The sequence below is a fragment of the Nocardioides ginsengisegetis genome (assembly GCF_014138045.1).
GTDB classification, from domain to species: domain Bacteria; phylum Actinomycetota; class Actinomycetes; order Propionibacteriales; family Nocardioidaceae; genus Nocardioides; species Nocardioides ginsengisegetis.
The window spans coordinates 2,819,107-2,840,347 of the sequence record NZ_JACGXA010000001.1; the positions used below are offsets into that span (position 1 = coordinate 2,819,107).

Consider the following 21,241-nt stretch of genomic DNA (forward strand, 5'->3'; position numbering starts at 1 on the left):
GTTCCGTTCTCTCGAGTGACTCAGGGCGCGGTCAGGTGGAGCCCGACGACGCCGGGCCAGAAGGCGAAGAGGATGGTGATCGGGAGGACGAGGAAGACGACCGGCACCATCATGAAGACCTCCTTGCGGGCGGCGACCTCGATCAGCTCGCGACGTCCGGCCTCGCGGACGTCGGTGGCCTGGGCGTGCAGCACCTCGGCGAGCGGGGTGCCGCGCTCGACGGCGACGGCGATGCCCTGGGCGAAGCGCGCGACCAGCGGCAAGCCGGTCGTGGCGGCCATCCGGTCGAACGCCGCGCCCACCGGCTCACCCGTGCGGACGGCGGCGAGGACCCGGCCGAGGTCGGAGGAGAGCTCCCCGCCCGATCGCTTCACGACCCGGTCGAGCGCACCGACCGGACTCTCCCCCGCGGCCACGGCCAGCGCGAGGAGCTCGGCGACGGTCGGGAACTCCGCAAGGATCCGGCGCTCCCGCGCCTTCACCTGCCCCGACAGGTGGTTGTCGCGGGCGAGCACGCCGGCCACAAAGGCGACGAGGCACAGCAGCAGGCTGGACAGCCCCGCGCCGGGGTCGGCGAGGGTGCGGAGGACGGCGTACGCCGCGGCGATGGCGAACGCGCCGAGCCCCCACATCACCTGCTCCACGCGGAACTCGTGGACGGTCTTGTCGATGTCGGCGCGCTCGAGGCGGCGGCGCACCGACGCCGCGCCGCCGAGCACCCGCTCGACCGTGTCGGCGGCCGAGCGCAGCACCGGGCCGAAGATGCCGGCCGCTGCCGACGTCGGGGAGGACGAGGCGACCCGGAGGGCGGGGGTGCGGCCGACGTGCGGGAGGTCGCGGACGTAGGGAAGGACGCGTACGGCGATCTGGGTCCGCCGGATCACCCGGACGCGGGACGCGGCGACGAGCAGGCCGCCCGCGCACACCGCGCCGAGGAGGGCGCCCCACCAGGCCGGGGTCACGACAGGATCCGTCGCTCGACGGGGAGCCGGCCAATCCGCATCATCAGCCGGTAGGCCACCACGCACGCAGCCGCGCCGATGGCCAGCACGATCACGCCGCCGGTCGACGCATAGCGGTGGATCACCTCGGACTGGAAGGACATGAAGAGGAGCACGATCCACGGCGCGGCCACGGCGAGCCGGGCGCCGTTGATGGTCCAGGCCTGGCGCGACTCCATCTCCGAGCGGGTGCGGGCCTCGTCGCGGAGGTACCCGGACAGGTTGCGCAGCAGCCGGCCGAGCTCGCCGCCACCGACCTCCCGGGCGATGCGCAGCCCCTCCACCACGCGGTCGCCGACCGGGTCGGCGAGCCGGACCTTGAGCCGGTCGAGGCACTCCCCGAACCGTCCGGTCACCTGGTAGTCCAGCGCGAACTCGTCGAACGCCTCACGCAGCGGCTCTGGCCCGCGCGTGCCCAGGGCCGCCAGCGCGTCCGGGAGCGAGAGACCGGCGCGGACCGCGCTCGCGAGGTTGTCGACCGCCTCGGGCCAGACCTCGGCGAACTCCCGCTGCCGCCGACGTGCACGCCCCGACACGATCGCGACCGGCAGCCACGCACCCATCACCCCGAACGTGAAAGCGACCGGCGGCGTCCCCGACACCACCTCGACCACGAGCGTGGCCACCACACCGGTGACGACGCAGACGATCGCGAAGCCCGTCGGCGAGACCGACCCGAGGCCGGCGCGGGCGAGCAGCTGGGTGGCGCGGCCGTCAGTCCGACGCGGCCTGGACGGCTGCCGGGGCAGGAAGAACGCCGACCAGACGAGCAGCAGCCCGGTCCCGACGCCCAGTCCCACCAGCGCCCCCATCAGCGGGCCTCGCTCAACAGACGGTGTACGTCGATCCCCGCGCGCTCGAACAGCTCGGGGCGCGGCGCCGCGCCGCCGGTGCGGGCGAGCTCCCCGCCGCGGCGGGTGAAGATCGGCTCGGTCTCGATGATGTCGTTCTCGACCCGGCCGGGGACGCCGACGATCTCGTTGACGCGGCGCACACCGTGGGGATCGAGCCCGAGGTGGACCACGAGGTCGACGCTGGCCGCGACGGTCGGCACGACGAAGCGGGCGCTGATGTTCTCGCCGGCGAGGAGCGGCAGCGTGCAGACCTTGACCAGCGCCTCCCGGGCGCTGTTGGCGTGGATCGTGCACATGCCGGGCAACCCCGCGTTGAGGGCCAGCAAGAGGTCGAGCGCCTCCTCGGAGCGGACCTCGCCCACGATGATCCGGCTGGGTCGCATTCGCAGGCTCTCCTTGACCAGGTCGCGCAGCCGGATCTCGCCGGTGCCCTCGAGGCCGGACTGACGCGTCTGGAGCGGCACCCAGTCGGGGTGCGGGAAGCGCAGCTCGAAGACCTCCTCCGCCGAGATCACCCGCTCGCCGCCGGGGATCGCTGCCGCAAGACAGTTGAGCATCGTGGTCTTGCCGGCCTGCGTGCCGCCCGCGACCAGGATGTTGAGACCCGCCCGCACGCTGGCCTCCAGGAACGCCGCCGCGCGCGGCGACAGGCTGCCCAGCTCGACCAGGTCGTGGAGCCTGGCCGCGCGCAGCACGAACTTGCGGATGTTGACCGCGCTGAAGCCCCGGCTGATCCCCTCGAGCACGACGTGCAGCCGGTGCCCCTCGGGCAGCATCGCGTCGACGAACGGCTGGCTGATGTCGATGCGCCGGCCGCTGGACTTGAGCATCCGCTCGACCAGCTCCTGCACCTGCGCGGTGCTGAGCATCAGGTTGGTCAGCTCGTGGCGGCCGTTGCGGGCGATGAAGACCCGGCTCGGGTCGTTGATCCAGATCTCCTCGACCGACGGGTCGTCGAGGAACGGCTGCAGCGCCCCGAAGCCCGACACCCGCGCGACCAGCTCGCCCACCACCGCGTCGATGTCGGTGACCGGAGCGACGGCGCCGGTGAGGCTCCGCTCGTCGTGGGCGCGTACGACGCCCTCCGCGAGCCGGCGTACGAGCCCGGCGTCGCGCTGGGGGTCGACGCCCTCGCGACGCACCAGCTCGCGCACGTGCTGGTCGAGCTGCTCCACCAGCCGGGCGTGCGCCTCGGCGTGCCCGTCGGCGTGCTTGACGACCATGGAACCTCCCCCGAGTGAGGCGTCAGTCCGAACCTAGGTGCTGGTCGTCCTACCCACGAGGGGGCGAGAGCAATCTGTGGACAAGGCAAAGACCCCGGGCGGACCAGACCGGCGACCCTCCCCGATCTCCCCCGGATTCGACTCGCGCAACGCCCCCGCACGGGCGCACACTGTCTCTGGGGCAGGGGGTCCGTCGGGGCGACTCGACGGATTGGGCGCATGTGCGTTGCAAGGGGTGGGGTTCGCTGTGCCGACGATGCCGCTGGTGGGTCAGGAGTTTGCCGGGTTCCGTCTGCGTGCCGTGATCGGCCGGGGCGGCATGAGCGTGGTCTACCAGGCGGAGAACCCCCGGATCGGCAGCCTGGTCGCGCTGAAGATCCTCGCGCCCGAGCTCGCGACCAACGACGACTTCCGCGCCCGCTTCCTCCAGGAGTCGCGCATCGCCGCGTCGCTGAACCACCCCAACGTCATCCCGATCTATGACATGGGGCCCGAGGACGACCTGCTCTACATCGCCATGCGGTACGTCGCCGGCAGCGACCTGCGCGCGATCCTCAAGGCCCGCGACCGGCTCGACGCCGCACAGTCGATCATGCTGCTCCAGCAGGTCGCCCGGGCCCTGGACAACGCGCACCGGCACGGCCTGGTGCACCGCGACGTCAAGCCCGCCAACATCCTCGTGCAGCGCGGCACCGACGAGGACCCCGACCACGTCTACCTCGTCGACTTCGGCATCAGCAAGCACGCGCTGTCGCACAGCGGGCTCACCGCGACCGGGGAGTTCCTCGGCACCGTCGACTACATCGCGCCCGAGCAGGTGCAGGGCCACGACGTCGACGGCCGGGCCGACGTCTACGGCCTCGCCTGCGTGCTGTTCGAGACGCTGACCGGTCGGGTCCCCTTCAAGAAGGAGGCCGACGCCGCGGTCATCTTTGCCCACGTCGAGGAGACGCCCCCGCGGCCGTCGGACCTCAACCCGGACCTCCCCTCGGACATCGACGACGTCCTCGCGGTCGGCCTGTCGAAGAACCCCGACGAGCGCTACGGCACCTGCCACGCCCTCATCGACGACGCCGCACGCGCCCTGGGCGAGCTCGGGCAGGCACCGCGCACCGTCATGGTGCCACCCGGGGAGAACCAGCGTGTCGTACCGGGCGACCACCGGCAGCGAGCTCGCTCGGGCTCCGGCCCCAAGCCGACCGGTTCCAAGGCAACCGCCGGCCCCCGTGGGGGCGGACTCCCTCCGGGAGCCGGCGGCTCGGGTCGGCCCGGCGGTCGGGGCGGGCCGGACGACGCCGACGAGACGCGGGGCGGCCGTCGTACTGTCCTGGCGGTCCTGGGCTCGGCGCTCGCCGTCCTCCTGGTGGTCGGCCTCGGCGTCGCCTGGGCGCTGCTCCGCGACGACGGGTCGCCGGTCGCGGGCCCCGCGGGCGCAGCGTCCACGAGCGCGGCACCCGACAACCACATCCTCGACGAGGTGGCCGCGGCCTACACGAGCGGTGCGTTCGCCAAGGGGATCCTGTCGCCGTCGGACTGCGAGGCGATGAGCGCCACCGAGGTGCACTGCACCATCCCCGGCGACAGCGCCAACGACGTCGTGCTGCGGACCTACAAGAGCCTCCCGGCCCTCTACCACGCGTACAAGGCGGAGGCCGAGCGCGAGTCCGGGCGGATGTTCATGGAGAACACCCCCGACGGTGACTGTCGGCGGACCCAGTCCAACGGCGAGGTCAGCTGGAACCACGAGTTCGAGCACCCGAAGACCTTCTCGATCAAGGACCACGAGTCGGGGCACCTGAACCCGGACACCCAGGCCGGTGGCCGCGTCTGGTGCATGGTCGACCGGCACTCCGTCATGCACATCGTCTGGACCGAGAACTCCGCGATGCTGCTCGGCGTGGTGACCGGCAAGCCCCATGCGCTCTTCATCGACTTCTGGAAGCCCTTCCACCACGACCTCATCCCCGACGAGATGCACATGGGCGACGAGAGCAGCGGGACGACGGACATGGCCAGCCCGACCGACTCGGCCAGCCCCCACATGTAAGTGGAGACGTCCCCGCTGCCCACCGGCACGGTGTCGCTGCTTTTCTCCGACATCGAGGGATCGACGGCGCTGCTGTCCCGGCTCGGCGCGAGCTACGCCGACGCGCTGACGGGTCAGCGTCGGGTCCTGCGCGCGGCGTGGGCGGCGTACGACGGCACCGAGCTCGGCACGGAGGGCGACAGCTTCTACGTCGTCTTCTCCACGGCCGGCGCGGCGGTCGCCGCCGCGACGCGGGCGCAGCGCGATCTCGCCGCCTTCGCGTGGCCGGGCGGGGAGCAGGTCCGGGTCCGGATCGGCATCCACACCGGGTCGCCCGAGCTGCACGAGGGAGCCTACGTGGGCATGGACGTGCACCGCGCCGCGCGGATCGCTGCGGCCGCGCACGGCGGTCAGGTGGTCGTCTCGGAGTCGACCGCCTCGCTCGTGGCCGGCAGCCTCCCCGCGGACGTGGCGCTGCGCGACCTCGGGTCGCACCAGCTCAAGGACATCCCCCGGGCAGCCCACCTCTTCCAGGTGTCGGTGGCCGGCCTGCAGGTCGACTTCCCTCCGCTCAAGACCCTGGGCGCCGTGTCGAGCCTGCCGACGCCGACGACGTCGCTGGTGGGTCGCGACGCCGAGCTCGCCGACCTCGTCGCGCTCGTGCGCTCGCCCGGGCTGCGGCTCGTCACCCTGACCGGCCCGGGCGGGGCGGGCAAGACCCGGCTGGCCATCGGGGCGGCGGCGAGGCTCATGGAGACCTTCCCCGACGGCGTCTTCTTCGTCCCGCTGGCCGCGGCGACGACGCCCGAGGTGATGTGGATGACGATCGCCGAGGTGCTCGGCGCACCCGCGGAGACCCGCCTCCCTCCGGCGTTCCTCGAGCACGTCGCGCACCTGTCGGCGCTCCTCGTGCTGGACAACCTCGAGCAGCTCCCCGGCGCCGACGCGGTCGTCTCGCAGCTGCTCGGCTCCTCGCCCCGCACGGTCGTGATCGCCACGTCCCGGCGGCCCCTGCACGTGGCGGGCGAGCACGAGCACCCGGTGCCCACGCTCGAGCTGCCGGACCGGCCGGCCCTGGCGGAGGCTGCGCAGTCCGGCGCCGTGCAGCTGTTCGTCCAGCAGGCGTCGATGGTCCGCCCCAGCTTCGCGCTCTCCGACGACAACGTCGGCGACGTGGTCGAGGTCTGCCGCCGGCTCGACGGGTTGCCGCTCGCGATCGAGCTGGCCGCGGCCCGCTCGAAGCTGCTCACCCCCGCCGCCCTCCTGGCCCGGCTCGGCACCGCCCTCGAGCTCCGCGACCCGGGGGTGGACCGGCCGACCCGGCAGCAGACGCTGCGGGCGACGATCGGCTGGTCACACGACCTCCTGCCCGCGACGCAGCAGGCGGTCTTCTGCCGGCTGGGTGTGTTCGCGGGCGGTGCCGACCTCGAGGGCGTCGAGGCCGTGTGCGCCGACCGTCTCGGAGACACCGATCCCCTCGACGTCGTCGCCGACCTGGTCGACGCCAGCCTCGTGAGCGTCGGCCAGGGCCCCGGCGGGGAGCCACGGGTCTCGATGCTGGAGACCGTCCGGGTCTACGCCCTGGACGAGCTGCGGGCGACGGGCGAGCTCGACGACGTACGCCGCCGCCACGCGGCGTACGTCGTGGCCGTGCTGGAGGCGCTGGAGGCACTGCAGCGCGGCGCCGTGGACCGGTTGCTGGAGGGCCGACAGCGCTTCGAGACCGAGCACGACAACGTGCGCGAGGCGCTGGCCTGGGCCCTGGAGGCGCCGGGGACCGACCCGACGCGTGCCGCCCTGGCCATGCGCCTGTGCCTCGGGGCGTCCGGGTGGTGGCAGGACTGCGGCTGCTACTCCGAGGCCCGCGGGTGGCTCGAGCGCGCCATCGCGCTGGCCGGCCACGACGAGAGCCCGGAGCTGGCGGGGTGCCTCACCGCGCTGACCACGGTCTTCGGCATCCAGTGCGACTTCGCGCGCGCCCACGGGACCGCCACGCGCAGCGTCGCGGTCTGGCGGCAGCTGGCCGAGGACGGACGGGGCGACAACGAGCGGCTCTCCTCGGCGCTGCGTGCGCTGGGGTCGTGCGAGCTCAACCTCGGCCACGCCGACGCCGCCCGCGCGGCCCTGCAGGAGGCGGTCTCCGTGGCTGCTGTGGTCGGAGACCGCGGCGCCGTCGCGGACGCGCTGCGGGTGCTGGCCTTCGTCGAGGCCTCGGAGCAGGACCTCGAGCGCGCGGTGGAGCTGGCCGAGGACGCGATCACGCTCTACGACGACCTCGGCGACGAGCACGGCGCCATGCGGCTGCGGCACAGCCACGCCTGCTACCTCCGGCTGATCGGGCGCGCGGACGAGGCCCAGCGCCGGATGCAGGACCTGGTCCCCGACGTGTTGCGGCTCGGCGACGCCGGCGCCCTGCTCGTCCTGGCCGAGGACTACGGAGCGGTGCTCGCCGAGGTCGGCCACCACCACGAGGCCGCGCTGCTGCTGGGCGCTGCCGACACGGCGCGCGCCCGCGAGGGCGCCCCGCGCGAGCCACCCCAGCAGGCCCAGATCGAGGCGCCGTACGCCGTCGCGCGGGTGGCCCTGGCCGACGCCTGGGACCGCAGCTATGCGTCCGGACGGGCGATGGGCATCGAGGACGCGTTGTCCTCGTTGCCCGACATCACGCCGTCGGCGCCTCGCTCCCCATCGGCATGAGCCCGAGCTGCACCATCAGCCCGGCCACGTCCGGGTGGGAGCTGAACCGGCTGACCTTGCCGTCACTGTTGAGCTGCACGAAGTAGGACCCGCGCCCGACGACGCTCTTGCCGGTCGGGGGGATCGTCGCCCCACCCATGTCCAGCGGGCCGGTGTTGGTGCCGGTGAACTCCAGCTCCACCCCGGCGCCGTCCTCGCCGACGACCCGGTGGGTGGCGCGCGCCCGCATGTCCGGGAACGCCGTGAACCAGCTGGTCATGTACTGCCGGACCTCGTCGGCCGTGGTCATCGGCTGGGGCAACGTGAGGTCCTCCCACACGAAGCTGTCGGCGAAGAGCGCCAGGAGCGCGTCGGGGTCGTGCTCGTCCCACGCCTTCAACCCCAGGTCGTCCAGCCTCTCGATCTCCTGCCTGTCCATGGTGCCTCCCACCACTCGGAATTCGACCTCCATCGTGTCCCGGCTCCCCCGGGCGCGCATGACCCGAACGGGCGGGCCCGGCAATGCCCCGACTTTGGGGACGACACGTCCCACCGCCCGTCCGACGGTGGACACGATGCAACGGAGCGCGGGAAGGACCCGGACACGGATGGTCGCCGCCGTCGTGGCGGTGACCTTCGTGGCGATCTGGTACGGCGTCCGCAGCCAGGACGGCGAGGGCGCCGACACCGGCTGCGCCCTGACCGGGGCCGGCCTGGTGGCGCTGTCGGCCGCGCTGACCAAGGGCGACACCAGCGAGGAGGTGATCCGGCTCGTCGGCCCGCGGATGGACGACGCCGAGTGCCGGGCGGCGGTGCGACACCTCGTGGACGACGGCGCCGCGACGGTCGACGTACAGGGCCCGAACGGCACGACCGAGCAGTTCATCACCTACCCCGAGCTGACCCACCCGGCGACATCGGCGCTGGTCGACGAGACCGCGCGCTGCGACGGATGGCGCATCATCGACATCGCCTTCCAGCTCTGCCTCAACGGCGACCTCGGGCCGCGGTGAACCTCAGGCGCCGACCTGCTGCACCACCCGCGGGCGCAGCGTCAGCTCGAGGCCCCTCGGCATCATCGTGAGCCGCTCGGTCACCTTCAGCTCGTACGCCGGGTCGCCGGCCAGGTCGAAGCGGTGCACCAGCCGCGCGAGCACCAGCACGGCCTCGTGCAGCGCGAACTGCCGGCCGATGCAGGCCCGCTCGCCCGTGCCGAAGGGCTTGTAGCTGTGCGGCAGCCGGCCCTTGGACCGCTCGGGCAGGAAGCGGTCGGGGTCGAACTCCTCGGCGTCCTCGCCCCACACCGCGGGGTCGCGGTGCACCATCGGCAGCAGCACGATGGCCCAGTCCTGCGGGCGCATGCGGTAGCCGCCGACGGTCGTCGTCTCGCGCGGGCTGCGGGCGAAGCCGGGCGCGGTCGGCCACAGCCGCAGCGACTCGTCGAGCACGCGGCGCAGGTAGCGGAACTTCGCGACCTGCTCGAAGGTCGGCTCGGCGTCGGGGTCGCTGCCGAGGATGGCGTCGGTCTCGGCACGGGCCGCGGCCAGCACCTGCGGGTGCTTCGCGAGGTAGTGCAGCGCGAAGGTCAGGGCACCCGACGTCGTCTCGTGGCCGGCGACGAGGAAGGTCAGGATCTGGTAGCGGATCGCCCGGTCCGAGAGCCGCTCGCCGGTCTCGGGGTGCGCCTGCTCGAGCATGATGCCGAGCAGGTCGTCGGGCGCTCCCGGCGTACGCGCTCCCGCCCGGCGCTCGGCGATGAGGTCGTCGAGCATGGTGTCGATGTAGGCCTGCTGGCCGGCGTTGCGGCGCCTGAGTCGACGCCGGACGATCCCCGAGCCGGGCAGGCTGGACAAGGCGCCCATCCGGCGGCCGGTCTCCAGCGCGGTCACCATGGCGGGCACGAACGGGTGCGGCTCGACCTGCGTGAACGACCCGAAATCGTGGCTGAAGGCCGCCCGCGCGATGGTCTCCATCGTCAGCTTGGTCATGTACGTCGCCACGTCGACCGGCCGGTCGTCGGGCAGCACCTCGAACAGCTCGCGGACGGCCTCGAGCATCACGCCGTGGTAGCGCTGCATCGCCGGCCGGGTGAACGCGGGCATCAGCAGGTCGTGGGCGAGCTGCCAGGTCGGCTCGTCGTTGTGAGCGGTGAACAGCCCGTCACCCGCGAACTCCCGCAGCGCCTCCAGTGCCGGCGGCAGCGCCTTCTCGAAGCGCTGCTCGTCGCACAGCTCCGCGCACAGCCCGGCCCCGGTCACGAAGACGAACTTCGTGCGGAACACGTGCTGCTCGAGCAGCGGCCGGTAGGACGCGGCCCGCTGCATGATCGTCTGCACCGCGGTGTCGGGCCGCAGGTCGCCGACGTCGCCGACGATCCGGCGGCGCCCCGGCGGGTGCGGGAGGACCTGGCCGGACCAGTCGTTGCGCATGGGTGCTCCTGCGGGCAGGCAATTGGATGTGGGTTCAATAGTTCTCCGCCTACTGAACCGCTGTCAAGTAGTCTGTCCGCGTGACCCGCACCCGCCTCTCCCCCGAGGAGCGCTCCCAGCAGCTGCTCGACCTGGGGGCCGAGCTGTTCGCGGCGACGCCGTACGAGGACGTCCACATCGAGCGGGTCGCCGAGCTCGCAGGAGTCTCGCGCGGGCTGCTCTACCACTACTTCCCGAGCAAGCGCGCGTTCTTCGCCGCCCTCGTACGCCGGCAGGCCGAGGTGATGGCCCGCGAGACCGCGCCCGACCTGACCCTGTCGCCGGTCGAGCAGCTCGGGCACGGGGTCGAGGCGTTCCTGGACCACGTCGCCCGGCACCAGCACGGCTCGCGGGCCGCGCACCACGGTGGCGCCTCCGCCGACCCGGAGGTCCGCGCGATCATCGAGGAGTCGATGCGGCTGCACGAGCAGCGGATCCTCGACGTGCTCGCGCCCGACGCACCCTCCCCCGAGCTGCTCCGCGTCGCCGTGCGCAGCTGGCTGGTGATGCTGCGCAGCATCGGCCAGGAGTGGATCGACCGGCCGGAGCTGGGGCGCGACGCCGTCCGCGACGTCTGCGTCGGCGCGTTCGTCGGCATGGTGCAGGGGGTCCCGGTCGACCAGCGGGGCGAGCACCTCGACCGGCTGGTCAGGGAGCTCGTCGGCTGAGGCGGCTGAGTCAGGCCGCGGGAGGGCGGGGCTCCGCTGCCGCCCCGCCCCAGGCGCACCCCCGAACGGCCTTAGCGGTGAGCCATCAACCAAATCCCACCTGGAAAAGGTTCACCACCCACCGCCCGTCCGACCCGACGGTGAGCCATCAACCGAACCGAGCAGGGAAAGGGTTCACAGCTCACCGCTCCCGCCGCCAGGGCGCCCGCGCATGCGGGCGGCGCGGGCGCCACAGTCGGCCGGCAGTTGCGCCGACTCAACCCCTCTCAGCCCGGCAGTTGCGCCAGTGAGACTTGTCTCGGTGTCGTGGAGGACGTGCTGACCCGAGTTGCGCCCTGTCGTCGCTGACTGACTTTGAGTCGATTCGATCGCGCGTTCTCCACGACCCAGCTCGATGCGCATTCAGGGCGCGCCGGCCGGGCTCGTGACTTGATAGGAGCCTGGCTGAGGTCTCATCACTGGTTTGTCCGTGACCCGGCTCGGCGCGCTGTCCCTGTTGAAAGGACGGCACCAGCATGACTCACAACCACACACAGATCGAGTCCGCCCAGGTCGGGATCTACGGCGGCGTGGACACCCACCTGGACTTCCACGTCGCGGCCGCGGTCAACGCACTCGGCGCGCTGCTGGGCACCGCGGTCTTCGCGACCACGGTCCAGGGCTATGCCGAACTACTGGCCTGGCTCCGCGCCTGGGGACCACTGGCCCAGGTCGGGGTCGAGGGAACCGGCTCCTACGGCGCCGGCCTGGCCCGTCACCTGCACCGCCACGATGTCGAGGTTCTCGAGATCAACCGGCCCGACCGGGCCAGCCGCCGACGCCGCGGGAAGACCGACGCCTACGACGCCGAGGCAGCCGCCCGGACCGCGTTGGCCGGTCACGCCCGAGCCGCCAAGATCAACACCGGGGCCGTGGAGTCGCTGCGGATGCTGAAGCTGCAACGCGACTCCGCGGTCAAGCAGCGCACCGCCACGCTCAACCAGATGCACCAGCTCAGGGTCACCGCGCCCCAAGAACTCCGCGAACAACTGACCGGCCTGACCAAACACACCCTGGCCACCCACTGCGTGCGGTTCCGCGTCACCCGCGACACCAACAGACTCACCGACCCCGTCCAGGCCGCCAAGAAGGCCCTGCATGGACTGGCCCGCCGAGTCCTGGCGCTCACCGCGGAGATCACCGAACTCGACGCCGACATCGCGGCCCTGACCAGGGCCATCGCCCCGGCCACCAGTGCCGCGGCCGGTGTCGGGGCCCAGACCGTGGCACAACTGCTGATCGCCATCGGCGAGCAACCCGAACGGTTCCACAGCGAGGCCGGCTTCGCCGCCCTCTGCGGCACCAGTCCAATCCCGGCCTCCTCGGGGAAGACCCAACGTCACCGCCTCAACCGCGGCGGGAACCGACAAGCCAACAGTGCCCTGCACATGGCCACCCTCAACCGGCTCTGCCACCACCCACCGACCAGGGCCTACATCGCCGCCCGCACCACCGATGCCAAGTCGGACCCCCACCTGCGCCGCAAGCTCAAGCGCTACCTCGCCCGCGAACTCTTCACCCTGCTGCGACAAGACCTACGAGCCCTCAACACCCCCGACATCGCGGCTTGACGCGTCATAGGAGCATCGACTCGACGGGGGTGACGGGCTGACCCACCCAGTCCACGACGTCGGCGATCGACTCGACCACGCGGGTCGGGCGGTAGGGGAAGTGCTCGACGTGCTCGGCCTTGGTGGAGCCGGTCGTGACCAGGATGGTGCGCAGGCCCGCCTCGAGGCCGCTGATGATGTCGGTGTCCATCCGGTCGCCGATCATCACGGTCGTCTCGGAGTGCGCGTCGAGGCGGTTCAGCGCGCTGCGCATCATCAGCGGGTTGGGCTTGCCGATGTAGTAGGGCTTGCGGCCCGTGGCGGTGCTGATCAGCGCGGCGACCGAGCCGGTCGCGGGCAGGGTGCCGTGCACGCTCGGCCCGCTGACGTCGGGGTTGGTCGCGATGAAGCGGGCGCCCGCCTCGATCAGGCGGATCGCGCGGGTGATCGCCTCGAAGGAGTAGGTGCGGGTCTCCCCCAGCACGACGTAGTCGGGGTCCCGGTCGGTCATCACGTAGCCGATGTCGTGCAGGGCCGTGGTCAGCCCGGCCTCGCCCACGACGTACGCCGTGCCGTGCGGACGCTGGTCGGCGAGGAACTGCGCGGTGGCCAGCGCCGAGGTCCAGATCGCCGACTCGGGGACGTCGATGCCGCTGCCGAGGAGCCGGGCGCGGAGGTCGCGCGGGGTGAAGATCGAGTTGTTGGTGAGGACCAGGAAGCCGAGCCCGGACTCCTTGAGCCGCTCGATGAACTCCTGCGCGCCCGGGATCGGCACCTCCTCGTGCACGAGCACGCCGTCCATGTCGGTCAGCCAGGTCTCCACGGAACGCGAGGGGTTCATGGGGCCATCATGCTGGACGAGCTCACCTGCGGGGCAGCAGGACCTCGAGGCCCTGGGCGGGGTCGTCGCCGGAGATCCGGCCGCCGAGCGCCGCGACGACGGTGCGGGCCTCGTCGAGCCGGCTCAACTGCTCCGACTCACCGTTCCTCGGCCGGGGCACGACGCCCTCGCTGGCGACGCGCACTCGCAGGTGACCGCCCTCCTGGCCGGAGAAGATGATCCGGACCGCGCCGGTGCCGCGCCGGACCACCTCGGCGAGGACGAGGTCGAGGACGTGCTCGACCGGCCCGGGCGTGTAGGTGAGCTCGAGGTCGCCCTCGGCGGAGGCCGTCAACGCACGGTCGCGCGCGGCGAGCCGGTCGGCCCAGCGCTGGGCGAGCTGCGTGGCGAGGTCGACGAGCGGCAGCTCGGCGCCGGCGACGAGGCTGCCGGACCGGGCCAGCTCGACAAGGTCACCGGCCACCTGGTTCATCCCGTCCACGGTCTTCATGGAGCGGACGGCGGTCTGCCGCACGTCGGCCGGGACGTCCTCGCGCAGGGCGAGCTCCTCCATCTCCAGCCGCAGCCCGGTGAGCGGCGTGCGCAGCACGTGGGAGGTGTGCTCGGCGAAGTCGCGCTCGCGCCGGAGCCGGTCCTCGAGCTGGGTCGCGCTGGTGCCGAGGGCGAGCGCGATCGCACGCGCCTCGGGGATCTTCGTCTCGGGCAGGTCGAGGTCGAAGCGGCCCCGGCCGAGCGCCGCCGCGGCCGTGGCGAGCTGGCGGAACGGCGCCGACAGCCAGCGGGAGAAGAAGAACCCGCACAGCCCCGCGACGGCACCGATCAGCAGGAACAGCGCCAGGACCGAGCTGATGTCGCGGTAGAGGATGTCCTTGATGACCTCGGGCGACTGGCTCACCGTGACGTCGCCGCCGGCGACCTCGGAGGACGAGGCGATGTCCTTGGCCGGGTCGTTGCTGTCGTCGTACGTCGAGCCGTGCACCTCGACGGCCGGCGCGCCGTGCGGGGAGTAGACGAGGCGGTCGTCGGCGCCGACCAGACCGCGGAGGAACGTCTCGTCGACCTTCCCGCCCTCGGCCTGCCGGCGGTCGACGATGTCGGCGATCAGCACCGACTCCTCGTGCACGTGCGCGCTCTCCTGCTCCCGGATCAGGTCGCGCAGGATGAACGAGCGCAGGATGCCCGCACCGAGCAGGAGGCAGACGGAGAGGACGATGAAGGCAAGGGTGAGGCGGTTACGCATCGGAGGGGCCGCCTTCGAGGCGGAACCCCACGCCTCGAACAGCCACCACGCGCTCCGTCACACCGACGCTCTCGAGCTTCTGGCGCAACCGACCGATGGTGACGTCGAGCGTCTTGGTCGAGCCGTACCAGTTCTCGTCCCACACGTCGGCCATCAGCCGACCGCGCGACACGACCTTGTCCCGGTTGGCGGCGAGGATGTTCAGGACCTCGAACTCCTTGCCCGTCAAGGGGACCTCGTCCTCGCCGGCGTAGACGCGCCGGGCCGCCACGTCGATGCGCAGGCCCTCGCCGTGCGCCTGGTCGGCGGCGGCGGATCCGTTGGCCGAGGTGGTGCGGCGCAGCAGGGCGCGCACGCGCGCCTGCAGCTCGGCCAGCCCGAACGGCTTGGCCAGGTAGTCGTCGGCCCCGTAGTCGAGACCGACCACGCGGTCGAGCTCGCCGGCACGCGCGGTGACGATCATGATCGCCCCGCCGTAGCCGGCGTCCCGGGCCCGCCGACAGACCTCGAGCCCGTCGAAGTCCGGGAGTCCGAGGTCGAGGATCACGACCTCGACAGGATTCGAGGTGAGCGAGTCGAGGGCCTTCTGCCCGTTGTCGACCCAGGTCACGTCGTACCCCTCACGCTCCAGCGTGCGGACAAGGGGGAACGCGATGTCCTCCTCGTCCTCGACCACCAGAACTCGCTGCGCCATGGTGAGGAGCATAGAGGGCATGTGCCCCCGAACATCGGCAATCCCGACGCCGGTCACGGTGGATCGCGCCGTGACCGGTGACGCCCGCTCGACCACGCCAGGCCGAAGGCCAGCGCGGCGAGCAGCACCAGGGCCACGCCGCCCCAGGCTCCGGGTCGCACGAGCGCAAGGTAGAGGAAGCCGACCTCCGGCACCGACCACACGACCCGCGACACGGTCGTGCCGCTCGTGGGCACCGGCCACGGGTCGATCTGCGGGTTGGCGTCGCCCTGGGTGAGCAGGTGTCTGCCGTGCGCGGAGACGATCCGGTGGGTCACGTTGCCCTCGACCCCGGACGAGGCGGGCGGGACGTAGGTGACCACGTCGCCCACCCGCAGGTCGCCGACCGGCACGGCGCGCTCGAGCACGACGGCACCGCGCGGGATCCCCGGGGCCATGTCGTCGGTGCGCACGACGTAGCGCTCCAGCCCCAGGCCGATGGGCAGCAGCGCGAGCACGGTGACGGGAGCGAACACGGCGAAGCCCACCAGCAGGCGGCTGCGGAGCGAGGGGGCCGGCTGGTAGGGGGCGGTGACGATCTCCATTCGAGCCTCTTGTCATTCCCGAGAGATGAGTGTGGACGGGCCTCGCAACGGGCTGCCCGCCCAGCGTCCCCCCGGTCGCCGAGCGGGCCTCTCCCGTCCGGACCGGTGCGGAGGCACTCCCTCCCCGGGTGCCTCCGTACCGACCGTGTCCCCCCATGTATCACTTCCGGTGACCGCGTTCCCCCCAGGTCCGCGACCGCCGTGTCCCCCGTCGAGCCGTGGTCGTCGACATCGGCGACCGGGGCTCGAGCCTTAGGAAAAGACCGTCGTTCCACCCCCAAGGTAGAACCGGCCGGGCAACGGCCGATCCACAGGCGATCCACCGTTCGGTAACAACCGGCGGTGCCCACGGTGGTGCCTCACGAGGCGAACAGGTCGCCGTGGTCGGCGATCCGCTCGAGCACCTCGTCGAAGCGGAACTGCTCCAGCCCGAGCGGGTCCTCGGCCCCCTCCGCGACCTCGTCCCAGGTGACCGGCGTGGCGACGTAGGGGCGCTCCCGGCCGCGCAGGGAGTACGGCGAGATCGTGGTCTTCGAGCCGGCGTTCTGCGACCAGTCGAGGAACACCTTGCCGCCGCGCTTGGCCTTGGTCATGGTCGCCGTGACCAGCTTCGGGTGCGCGGCCTGGAGCTCCTCGGCGACCTCCTTCGCCAGGGCGGTCGAGTCGTCCGACGGCATCCGGCCCGGGAGGTCGGCGTACAGGTGCAAGCCCTTGCTGCCGCTGGTGACCGGCTTGGCGACGAGGTCGCGCTCGGCCAGCTTGTCGCGGACCAGCAGGGCCACGCCGCAGCACTCGTGCAGCCCGGCCGGCTCGCCCGGGTCGAGGTCGATGACCAGCCGGTCGGCGTTGCGCGGCCGGCCGTTGCGGCCCACCGTCCACTGGTGCACGTGCAGCTCGAGGGCGGCGAGGTTGACCAGCCACGTGAGCGTCGCGAGGTCGTCGACGATCGGGAAGACGAGCGTGTCGCCGCCTCCGGCCTCGACCGAGCGCGCGGCGCGGGACCCCGTCGTGGGGACCCGCGCCGTGCGCACCCAGCTCGGCGTGCCGGCGGGTGCGTTCTTCTCGAAGAAGCTGTCGCCCTGCACGCCGTGCGGCCACCGGATCCGGGTCACCGCGCGGTCCTTGAGGTGCGGCAGCAGGGTGGGTGCGACCTGGGCGTAGTAGTTGAGCACCTCGCCCTTGGTCGTGCCGGTGCGCGGGTAGAGCACCTTGTCGAGGTTGCTGATCCTGAGCGTGCGGCCCTCGACGTCGACGAGGAGCTCCTGGCCGGCCATGGGCCACAACCTAATCGGATCAGTGGTGGTGGGCGTGCTTGTCGTCCAGCGGGATGTCGCCGCACTGCGGGCCCTGCGGCGGCAGCTCCTGGACGTCGTCGCGCGACGCCCAGCCGCTCGTCACCGGCGGGGTCACCGACTCGACGAAGACCCGCCCCTGACGCAACTGGCGCACCACGACGATGGTGCCGCCCTCACGGGACCGGCCGTCGATGCTGGACGCGCACGACGGAGCCTTCCCGACCAGCCGGACCTCGCCCCGCAGGAAGAAGTCGTCGACCCAGCCGATGGCCGGACGGCCCTCGACGGTGCGGACCTGGAGCATCTGGCCGTCGATCGAGAGCACCTCGGCCAGCGTGCCGTCGTAGACCGCGTCGACCTGGTGGGCGGCGTCCGGGCCGTCGTACAACGGCACCTTCTCCTCGGCCACCATGCCGTGGTCGTCGCGCCCGGAGACCATCACCAGCCGGGGCTTCTCCACCACCGACGGGGTGCCCATCGACGCGGGGGCCGCGCTGCTGCCGCCGAGGCCGTGCAGGCCCACGGCGACGAGCAGCGCGGCCGCGCCGAGCGGCGCACCGATGCGGACGAGCCTCACGGGCACGTCGTGGGGTTGGCGGTCCCCTTGCTCAGGTTGGTGGAGATCGTGCCGCACCACGCTCCCCCGTCTCCCTGGCGGTGGAACACCTTGTCGGACTGGGTGCTGCCGAGGTTGTAGGACCAGGAGTCGTAGGTGACCTCGCTGGCCCCCGTCCCGGAGAGGAATCGCACGGTCTCCGCCCCGGTGTTGTTGAGGAAGCCGGACGCGATGTCCATGACGTAGCGGCCACCCGCGGGGATGACGGTGCCGGCCGGGATCTGCTTGGGCGCCCCGCCGCCACCGGCGACGTCGTCGATGTAGAAGCCGCTGACGTCCACGGGCGCGGTGAGCGGGTTGTAGAGCTCGACCCACTCGGTGCCCGTGCCCGAGGGGGCCATGAGGAACTCGTTGACCTTGACCTGGGTCGGGTCGCCGTTGGTGCCGGTGCCCGCGCCGGTGACGTAGCTGCGGGTACCGGTGTCGTAGGTGACGGTGTAGCCCGAGCCGTTGGTGCCCGTCGTGACCAGGTGGATGGTGCCGCCGTGGTTGAACGTGCCCGAGTAGTCGATGGCCGCGCCGGTCGTGTCCGTGGTGTCGCAGGGGTTGTTCATCATGTAGATGTCGGCCGCGATCGCCCGGTAGGTGTTGAGGGTGCGGTTGCCCGGGTGGCCGAACGAGTTGGTGCCGCACGAGATCACGGTCATCTGCGGGTCCAGCGCGTTGACGTAGTTGGCCGACGAGGAGTGCGCCGAGCCGTGGTGGTTGGCGCGGAGGGTCTCGACCTTGCCCATCTTGGTCAAGAGCTGCGACTCGACGTCGTTGTAGGTGTAGCCGTTGACCGACGAGGAGTACTCGCCGTCGCTGTCGCCGGCGGTCGCGTAGTTGTAGGCGCCGTAGGTGAACTTCACGCCGATCGAGTAGTCGTTCTCGCTCGGCGGGTTGGCGTCGGTGGAGTGGTTGCCGCTGACCGGCGTGGTGCCGTCGGCCTGCATCACGCCCTTGGCGTTGGCCTCCTCGATGGTGCCGGTGGCGCCGCCGAGGTCGATGCCCGGCCAGGTGCCGGTGTTGGTCAGGGTGACGACCTTGCCCTCGATGTTGGCCCGGTCGGCCTGGCCGGCGGGTCCGTAGAGCCAGCAGATGAAGCGCTGGCCGGTCATGCTCGTGGTGCCGACGTTGTGCCAGGCCACCTCCGGCTCGGGGGCCGTCGAGGTGCCGGTGTCGCACTTCCCGTTGGAGTTCGCATCGGTCCAGGTGCCGCCGTCGTGGTCGATCAGGCTGCCGACGGTGAAGCCGAGGCCGCCGATGCTCGTCGGCGTCAGCAGCTGGTAGAGCCCGTTGCTGTAGGCCTGCGTGTCACCGGGGTTGCCGGCGTAGCCGATGTGGTCGAGGTGGTGGTGGCTGGCCATCACGTAGTCGAGGTGCACCGGGTTGGCGCCGGTGCCGCAGATCCCGCGGATCTGGGTGGCCACCGCGGTGGCGTTCGTGTTGACGCCCTTGGTGTTGTAGGCGTTCTCGCCCAGGTCGATGAGCATCGTCTTCCCGGTCGGGCCGACGAGGAGCTGGCTGTCGCCCTGGTCGACGTCGAACCAGTAGATGTTGAGCTGGCCCGGCGTCCACGTGCCCGAGGTCGAGCAGGCGGCCGCGTTGGGCACGGCCGCGTCCGCGGTGGAGGTGGGCACGAGGAGGGCGAGGAAGCCCAGAGCGAGGCTCAGGGCAAGCGTGATCGACACGCGCTGTGCACGAGGCATGGGGATCTCCCGAGAGATGGCGCGGCGCGGGGGTACACCGGCGAGCCAGATCGTGGCGCATGCAGGGGGTCGTCGTACAGGGGTTGGGCGGTGCGAATTCGTGAACTTCGTGTGACGCGCGTGGGTCAGCGGCCGATCGCGATGACCGGGACCCGGGCCGGGTCGAGCCGGGCCATCAGCCTCCGGATGAAGGGGCGGGGCGCGCTCACGCAGCCGCCGGTCGCGCCGGAGCCGTTGACGTGCAGGAAGATCCCGGCGCCACGGTGCCGGACCTGGCGGTGGTTGAAGCTGGTGACGATCGACCACTCGTACTGCCGGGGGTAGTCCGTGAGCCGCTCGGAGGAGTTCGCGTCGCTGGCCGGGAGCCGCCAGCGGAAGCCGCCCTGCTCCTGGTTGCGGTAGCGGTTGTAGAAGTCCGAGGCGTTGTCCTGCACCCAGAAGTCGCCCCGGTGGATCCGCCGGTAGTCGATCTTCCAGACGTCCTTGGCCGCGTGTCGTCCGAACGCCCACGGGAGCCGGTAGGTGCCGAGCGGCGTGGTGCCGGTGCCCTGCCGGCGCTCGCGGCCGGGCACCAGCCCGCCGTACCCGATCCGGCCGTCGGTGGCGCGCATCCGCACCTGCCAGCCGTCCCTGTTCTTGACCCAGTAGGTGACCCGGGCGTGGTAGCCCCTCGTCCGGTTGACCGTGACGACCTGGCGGGTGCCGGGCCTCAGGGACACCTCGACGCCGTCGAGGCGTCGGGTCCGGGTGGCCGCGTCCGCCGGCGGTGCCGCCGTCAGGATCGGGAGCAGGGTGAGCAGCAGCGTGGTGGCCAGCAGGCCGATCCGGGTCATGCGTCCTCCGCGAGGTCCTCGGGCGTCAGATCGGCCCGGAGCCCGCGGAAGGAGGGCTGCCGCAGCCGCTGCTGCGACGAGAGGCCGAGGGCCTCCACGTCGACGACCAGCACCGGCTCGACCCACCGGGTCCCGAGGGCGTCCAGCCGCGGCACCTCGTCGACGAAGGGCGAGTCGGCGCGGGCGAGCGGCTCGAGCAGCTCCCGCAGGACCGGACCCTTCGCGCCGGCGATGCCGCTGCCGACCCGGCCACGGTAGACCAGCCCCTGGCTCGTCGGCTCCCCCACCAGCAGCGCGCCGAGACGGTGGGCCGAGTCGGTCTCCGGCCGCCAGCCGCCCACGACGTACGACGCGCGCCGCCGGTGCGGGAACTTCAGCCAGTGCGGGCTGCGCTGACCGAACTCGTAGCGGGAGGCGAGCCGCTTGCTGACGATGCCCTCGAGACCCTGCTCGCGAGTGGCCTCGAAGAGCATGTCGCCGTCGTCGTACGTGCCGGGCACCTGCCAGTGCACGTCGGCGAGGCCCAGGCCCAGCAGGGCCTCGCGACGGACCGACAACGGCTCGCGGGACAGGTCGCGGCCGTCGAGACGGACCAGGTCGAAGACGAGATAGGTCACCGGACGGCGTTGGACCAGCTTGGCCGCCCGCGTCGGGCTCTTCACGTGCATCCGGTCGGCGAGCGCGCCGAAGCTCGGCCGGCCCTCGTCGAAGGCGACGACCTCGCCGTCGAGCAGGAGGTCGCGGCCGGCCAGGCCGTGCAGCTCGGGGAAGGTGACGGTCACGTCGTTCTCGTTGCGCGAGGTGAGGCGGACCCCGCGCGGGGACGCGTCGGCGAGGATGCGCATGCCGTCCCACTTCACCTCGTGCGTCCAGCTCTCCCCCGTGGGGACGTGGACACCGCGAGTGGCGAGCATGGGGCGCATGGGGCCATCCTGCCGTGAC

19 protein-coding genes are annotated in these 21,241 nt (G+C 72.1%); 5 read left to right on the forward strand and 14 right to left on the reverse strand.

All coding sequences use genetic code 11. From position 1 onward, the window contains the following. Window positions 1–20: 20 nt before the first annotated feature. Genes FB382_RS13605 through FB382_RS13615 form a run of 3 tightly spaced genes read right to left on the reverse strand, consistent with a single transcriptional unit; the run spans window position 21 to window position 3,078 of the window. A complete protein-coding gene (locus FB382_RS13605) occupies window positions 21–962 on the reverse strand; it encodes a type II secretion system F family protein (protein WP_182539927.1) in 942 nt (313 codons plus the stop codon). Then, the gene (locus FB382_RS13610) at window positions 959–1,813 is read right to left on the reverse strand and encodes a type II secretion system F family protein (RefSeq protein ID WP_182539929.1); all 855 of its coding nucleotides are present in this window, start codon (window positions 1,811–1,813) and stop codon (window positions 959–961) included. Before FB382_RS13610 ends, FB382_RS13605 begins: the two co-directional genes overlap by 4 nt. Continuing rightward, window positions 1,813–3,078, reverse strand: a complete 1,266-nt coding sequence (locus tag FB382_RS13615; protein WP_182539932.1) for a TadA family conjugal transfer-associated ATPase — start codon at window positions 3,076–3,078, stop codon at window positions 1,813–1,815. The genes FB382_RS13610 and FB382_RS13615 overlap by 1 nt, the downstream gene beginning before the upstream one ends. Window positions 3,079–3,343: 265 nt before the next feature. Between FB382_RS13615 and FB382_RS13620 the strand changes: the two genes are divergently transcribed. Both FB382_RS13620 and FB382_RS13625 read left to right on the forward strand, forming a co-directional pair. After that, complete coding sequence (locus FB382_RS13620) at window positions 3,344–5,125, forward strand: protein kinase domain-containing protein (protein WP_220481348.1); 1,782 nt, start codon at window positions 3,344–3,346, stop codon at window positions 5,123–5,125. Next, on the forward strand, window positions 5,126–7,801 hold the full coding sequence (locus tag FB382_RS13625) for an adenylate/guanylate cyclase domain-containing protein (protein ID WP_182539935.1): 2,676 nt from the start codon (window positions 5,126–5,128) through the stop codon (window positions 7,799–7,801). It begins immediately after the preceding gene. On the opposite strand, the gene FB382_RS13630 is transcribed toward FB382_RS13625, so the two are convergent. Continuing rightward, window positions 7,767–8,219 carry an ester cyclase gene (locus FB382_RS13630; protein WP_182539937.1) on the reverse strand — a complete coding sequence of 151 codons (453 nt, stop codon included), beginning with the start codon at window positions 8,217–8,219 and terminating at the stop codon, window positions 7,767–7,769. The genes FB382_RS13625 and FB382_RS13630 overlap by 35 nt on opposite strands. 169 nt (window positions 8,220–8,388) lie before the next feature. Here FB382_RS13630 and FB382_RS13635 point away from each other — a divergent pair, with 169 nt between their 5' ends. Then, a complete protein-coding gene (locus FB382_RS13635) occupies window positions 8,389–8,793 on the forward strand; it encodes a hypothetical protein (RefSeq protein WP_182539939.1) in 405 nt (134 codons plus the stop codon). A 3-nt stretch (window positions 8,794–8,796) separates the two neighbouring features. On the opposite strand, the gene FB382_RS13640 is transcribed toward FB382_RS13635, so the two are convergent. Beyond that, window positions 8,797–10,209, reverse strand: coding sequence for a cytochrome P450 (locus FB382_RS13640; RefSeq protein WP_182539941.1), 1,413 nt, complete (start codon window positions 10,207–10,209; stop codon window positions 8,797–8,799). Window positions 10,210–10,289: 80 nt separating this feature from the next. On the opposite strand from FB382_RS13640, the gene FB382_RS13645 reads away from it, so the two are divergent. Further along, the gene (locus FB382_RS13645) at window positions 10,290–10,916 is read left to right on the forward strand and encodes a TetR family transcriptional regulator (RefSeq protein WP_182539942.1); all 627 of its coding nucleotides are present in this window, start codon (window positions 10,290–10,292) and stop codon (window positions 10,914–10,916) included. 515 nt (window positions 10,917–11,431) lie between these two features. Beyond that, on the forward strand, window positions 11,432–12,526 hold the full coding sequence (locus FB382_RS13650; protein WP_182536692.1) for an IS110 family RNA-guided transposase: 1,095 nt from the start codon (window positions 11,432–11,434) through the stop codon (window positions 12,524–12,526). A gap of 4 nt (window positions 12,527–12,530) precedes the next feature. Here FB382_RS13650 and FB382_RS13655 read toward each other — a convergent pair whose 3' ends face one another. From FB382_RS13655 to ligD (FB382_RS13695), 9 genes are all read right to left on the reverse strand, one after another. Further along, window positions 12,531–13,346, reverse strand: coding sequence for an HAD-IIA family hydrolase (locus FB382_RS13655; RefSeq protein ID WP_182539944.1), 816 nt, complete (start codon window positions 13,344–13,346; stop codon window positions 12,531–12,533). A gap of 22 nt (window positions 13,347–13,368) precedes the next feature. Then, entirely contained in the window at window positions 13,369–14,586 is a 1,218-nt protein-coding gene (locus FB382_RS13660; RefSeq protein ID WP_182539945.1) for a histidine kinase dimerization/phospho-acceptor domain-containing protein, read from the reverse strand. Continuing rightward, complete coding sequence (locus FB382_RS13665) at window positions 14,579–15,280, reverse strand: response regulator transcription factor (RefSeq protein ID WP_246377186.1); 702 nt, start codon at window positions 15,278–15,280, stop codon at window positions 14,579–14,581. The genes FB382_RS13660 and FB382_RS13665 overlap by 8 nt, the downstream gene beginning before the upstream one ends. 53 nt (window positions 15,281–15,333) lie before the next feature. Continuing rightward, window positions 15,334–15,864, reverse strand: coding sequence for a S24/S26 family peptidase (locus tag FB382_RS13670; protein WP_182539946.1), 531 nt, complete (start codon window positions 15,862–15,864; stop codon window positions 15,334–15,336). Window positions 15,865–16,223: 359 nt separating this feature from the next. Further along, window positions 16,224–17,138, reverse strand: coding sequence for a non-homologous end-joining DNA ligase (ligD, locus tag FB382_RS13675; RefSeq protein WP_182539947.1), 915 nt, complete (start codon window positions 17,136–17,138; stop codon window positions 16,224–16,226). Window positions 17,139–17,157: 19 nt separating this feature from the next. Further along, entirely contained in the window at window positions 17,158–17,736 is a 579-nt protein-coding gene (locus FB382_RS13680) for an SH3 domain-containing protein (RefSeq protein ID WP_182539948.1), read from the reverse strand. Further along, window positions 17,733–19,466, reverse strand: a complete 1,734-nt coding sequence (locus FB382_RS13685; RefSeq protein WP_182539949.1) for a lamin tail domain-containing protein — start codon at window positions 19,464–19,466, stop codon at window positions 17,733–17,735. The genes FB382_RS13680 and FB382_RS13685 overlap by 4 nt, the downstream gene beginning before the upstream one ends. Before the next feature lie 125 nt (window positions 19,467–19,591). Next, on the reverse strand, window positions 19,592–20,299 hold the full coding sequence (locus FB382_RS13690) for a L,D-transpeptidase family protein (RefSeq protein ID WP_182539952.1): 708 nt from the start codon (window positions 20,297–20,299) through the stop codon (window positions 19,592–19,594). Then, the gene (gene ligD, locus FB382_RS13695; RefSeq protein WP_182539954.1) at window positions 20,296–21,222 is read right to left on the reverse strand and encodes a non-homologous end-joining DNA ligase; all 927 of its coding nucleotides are present in this window, start codon (window positions 21,220–21,222) and stop codon (window positions 20,296–20,298) included. Before ligD (FB382_RS13695) ends, FB382_RS13690 begins: the two co-directional genes overlap by 4 nt. Window positions 21,223–21,241 lie beyond the last annotated feature (19 nt).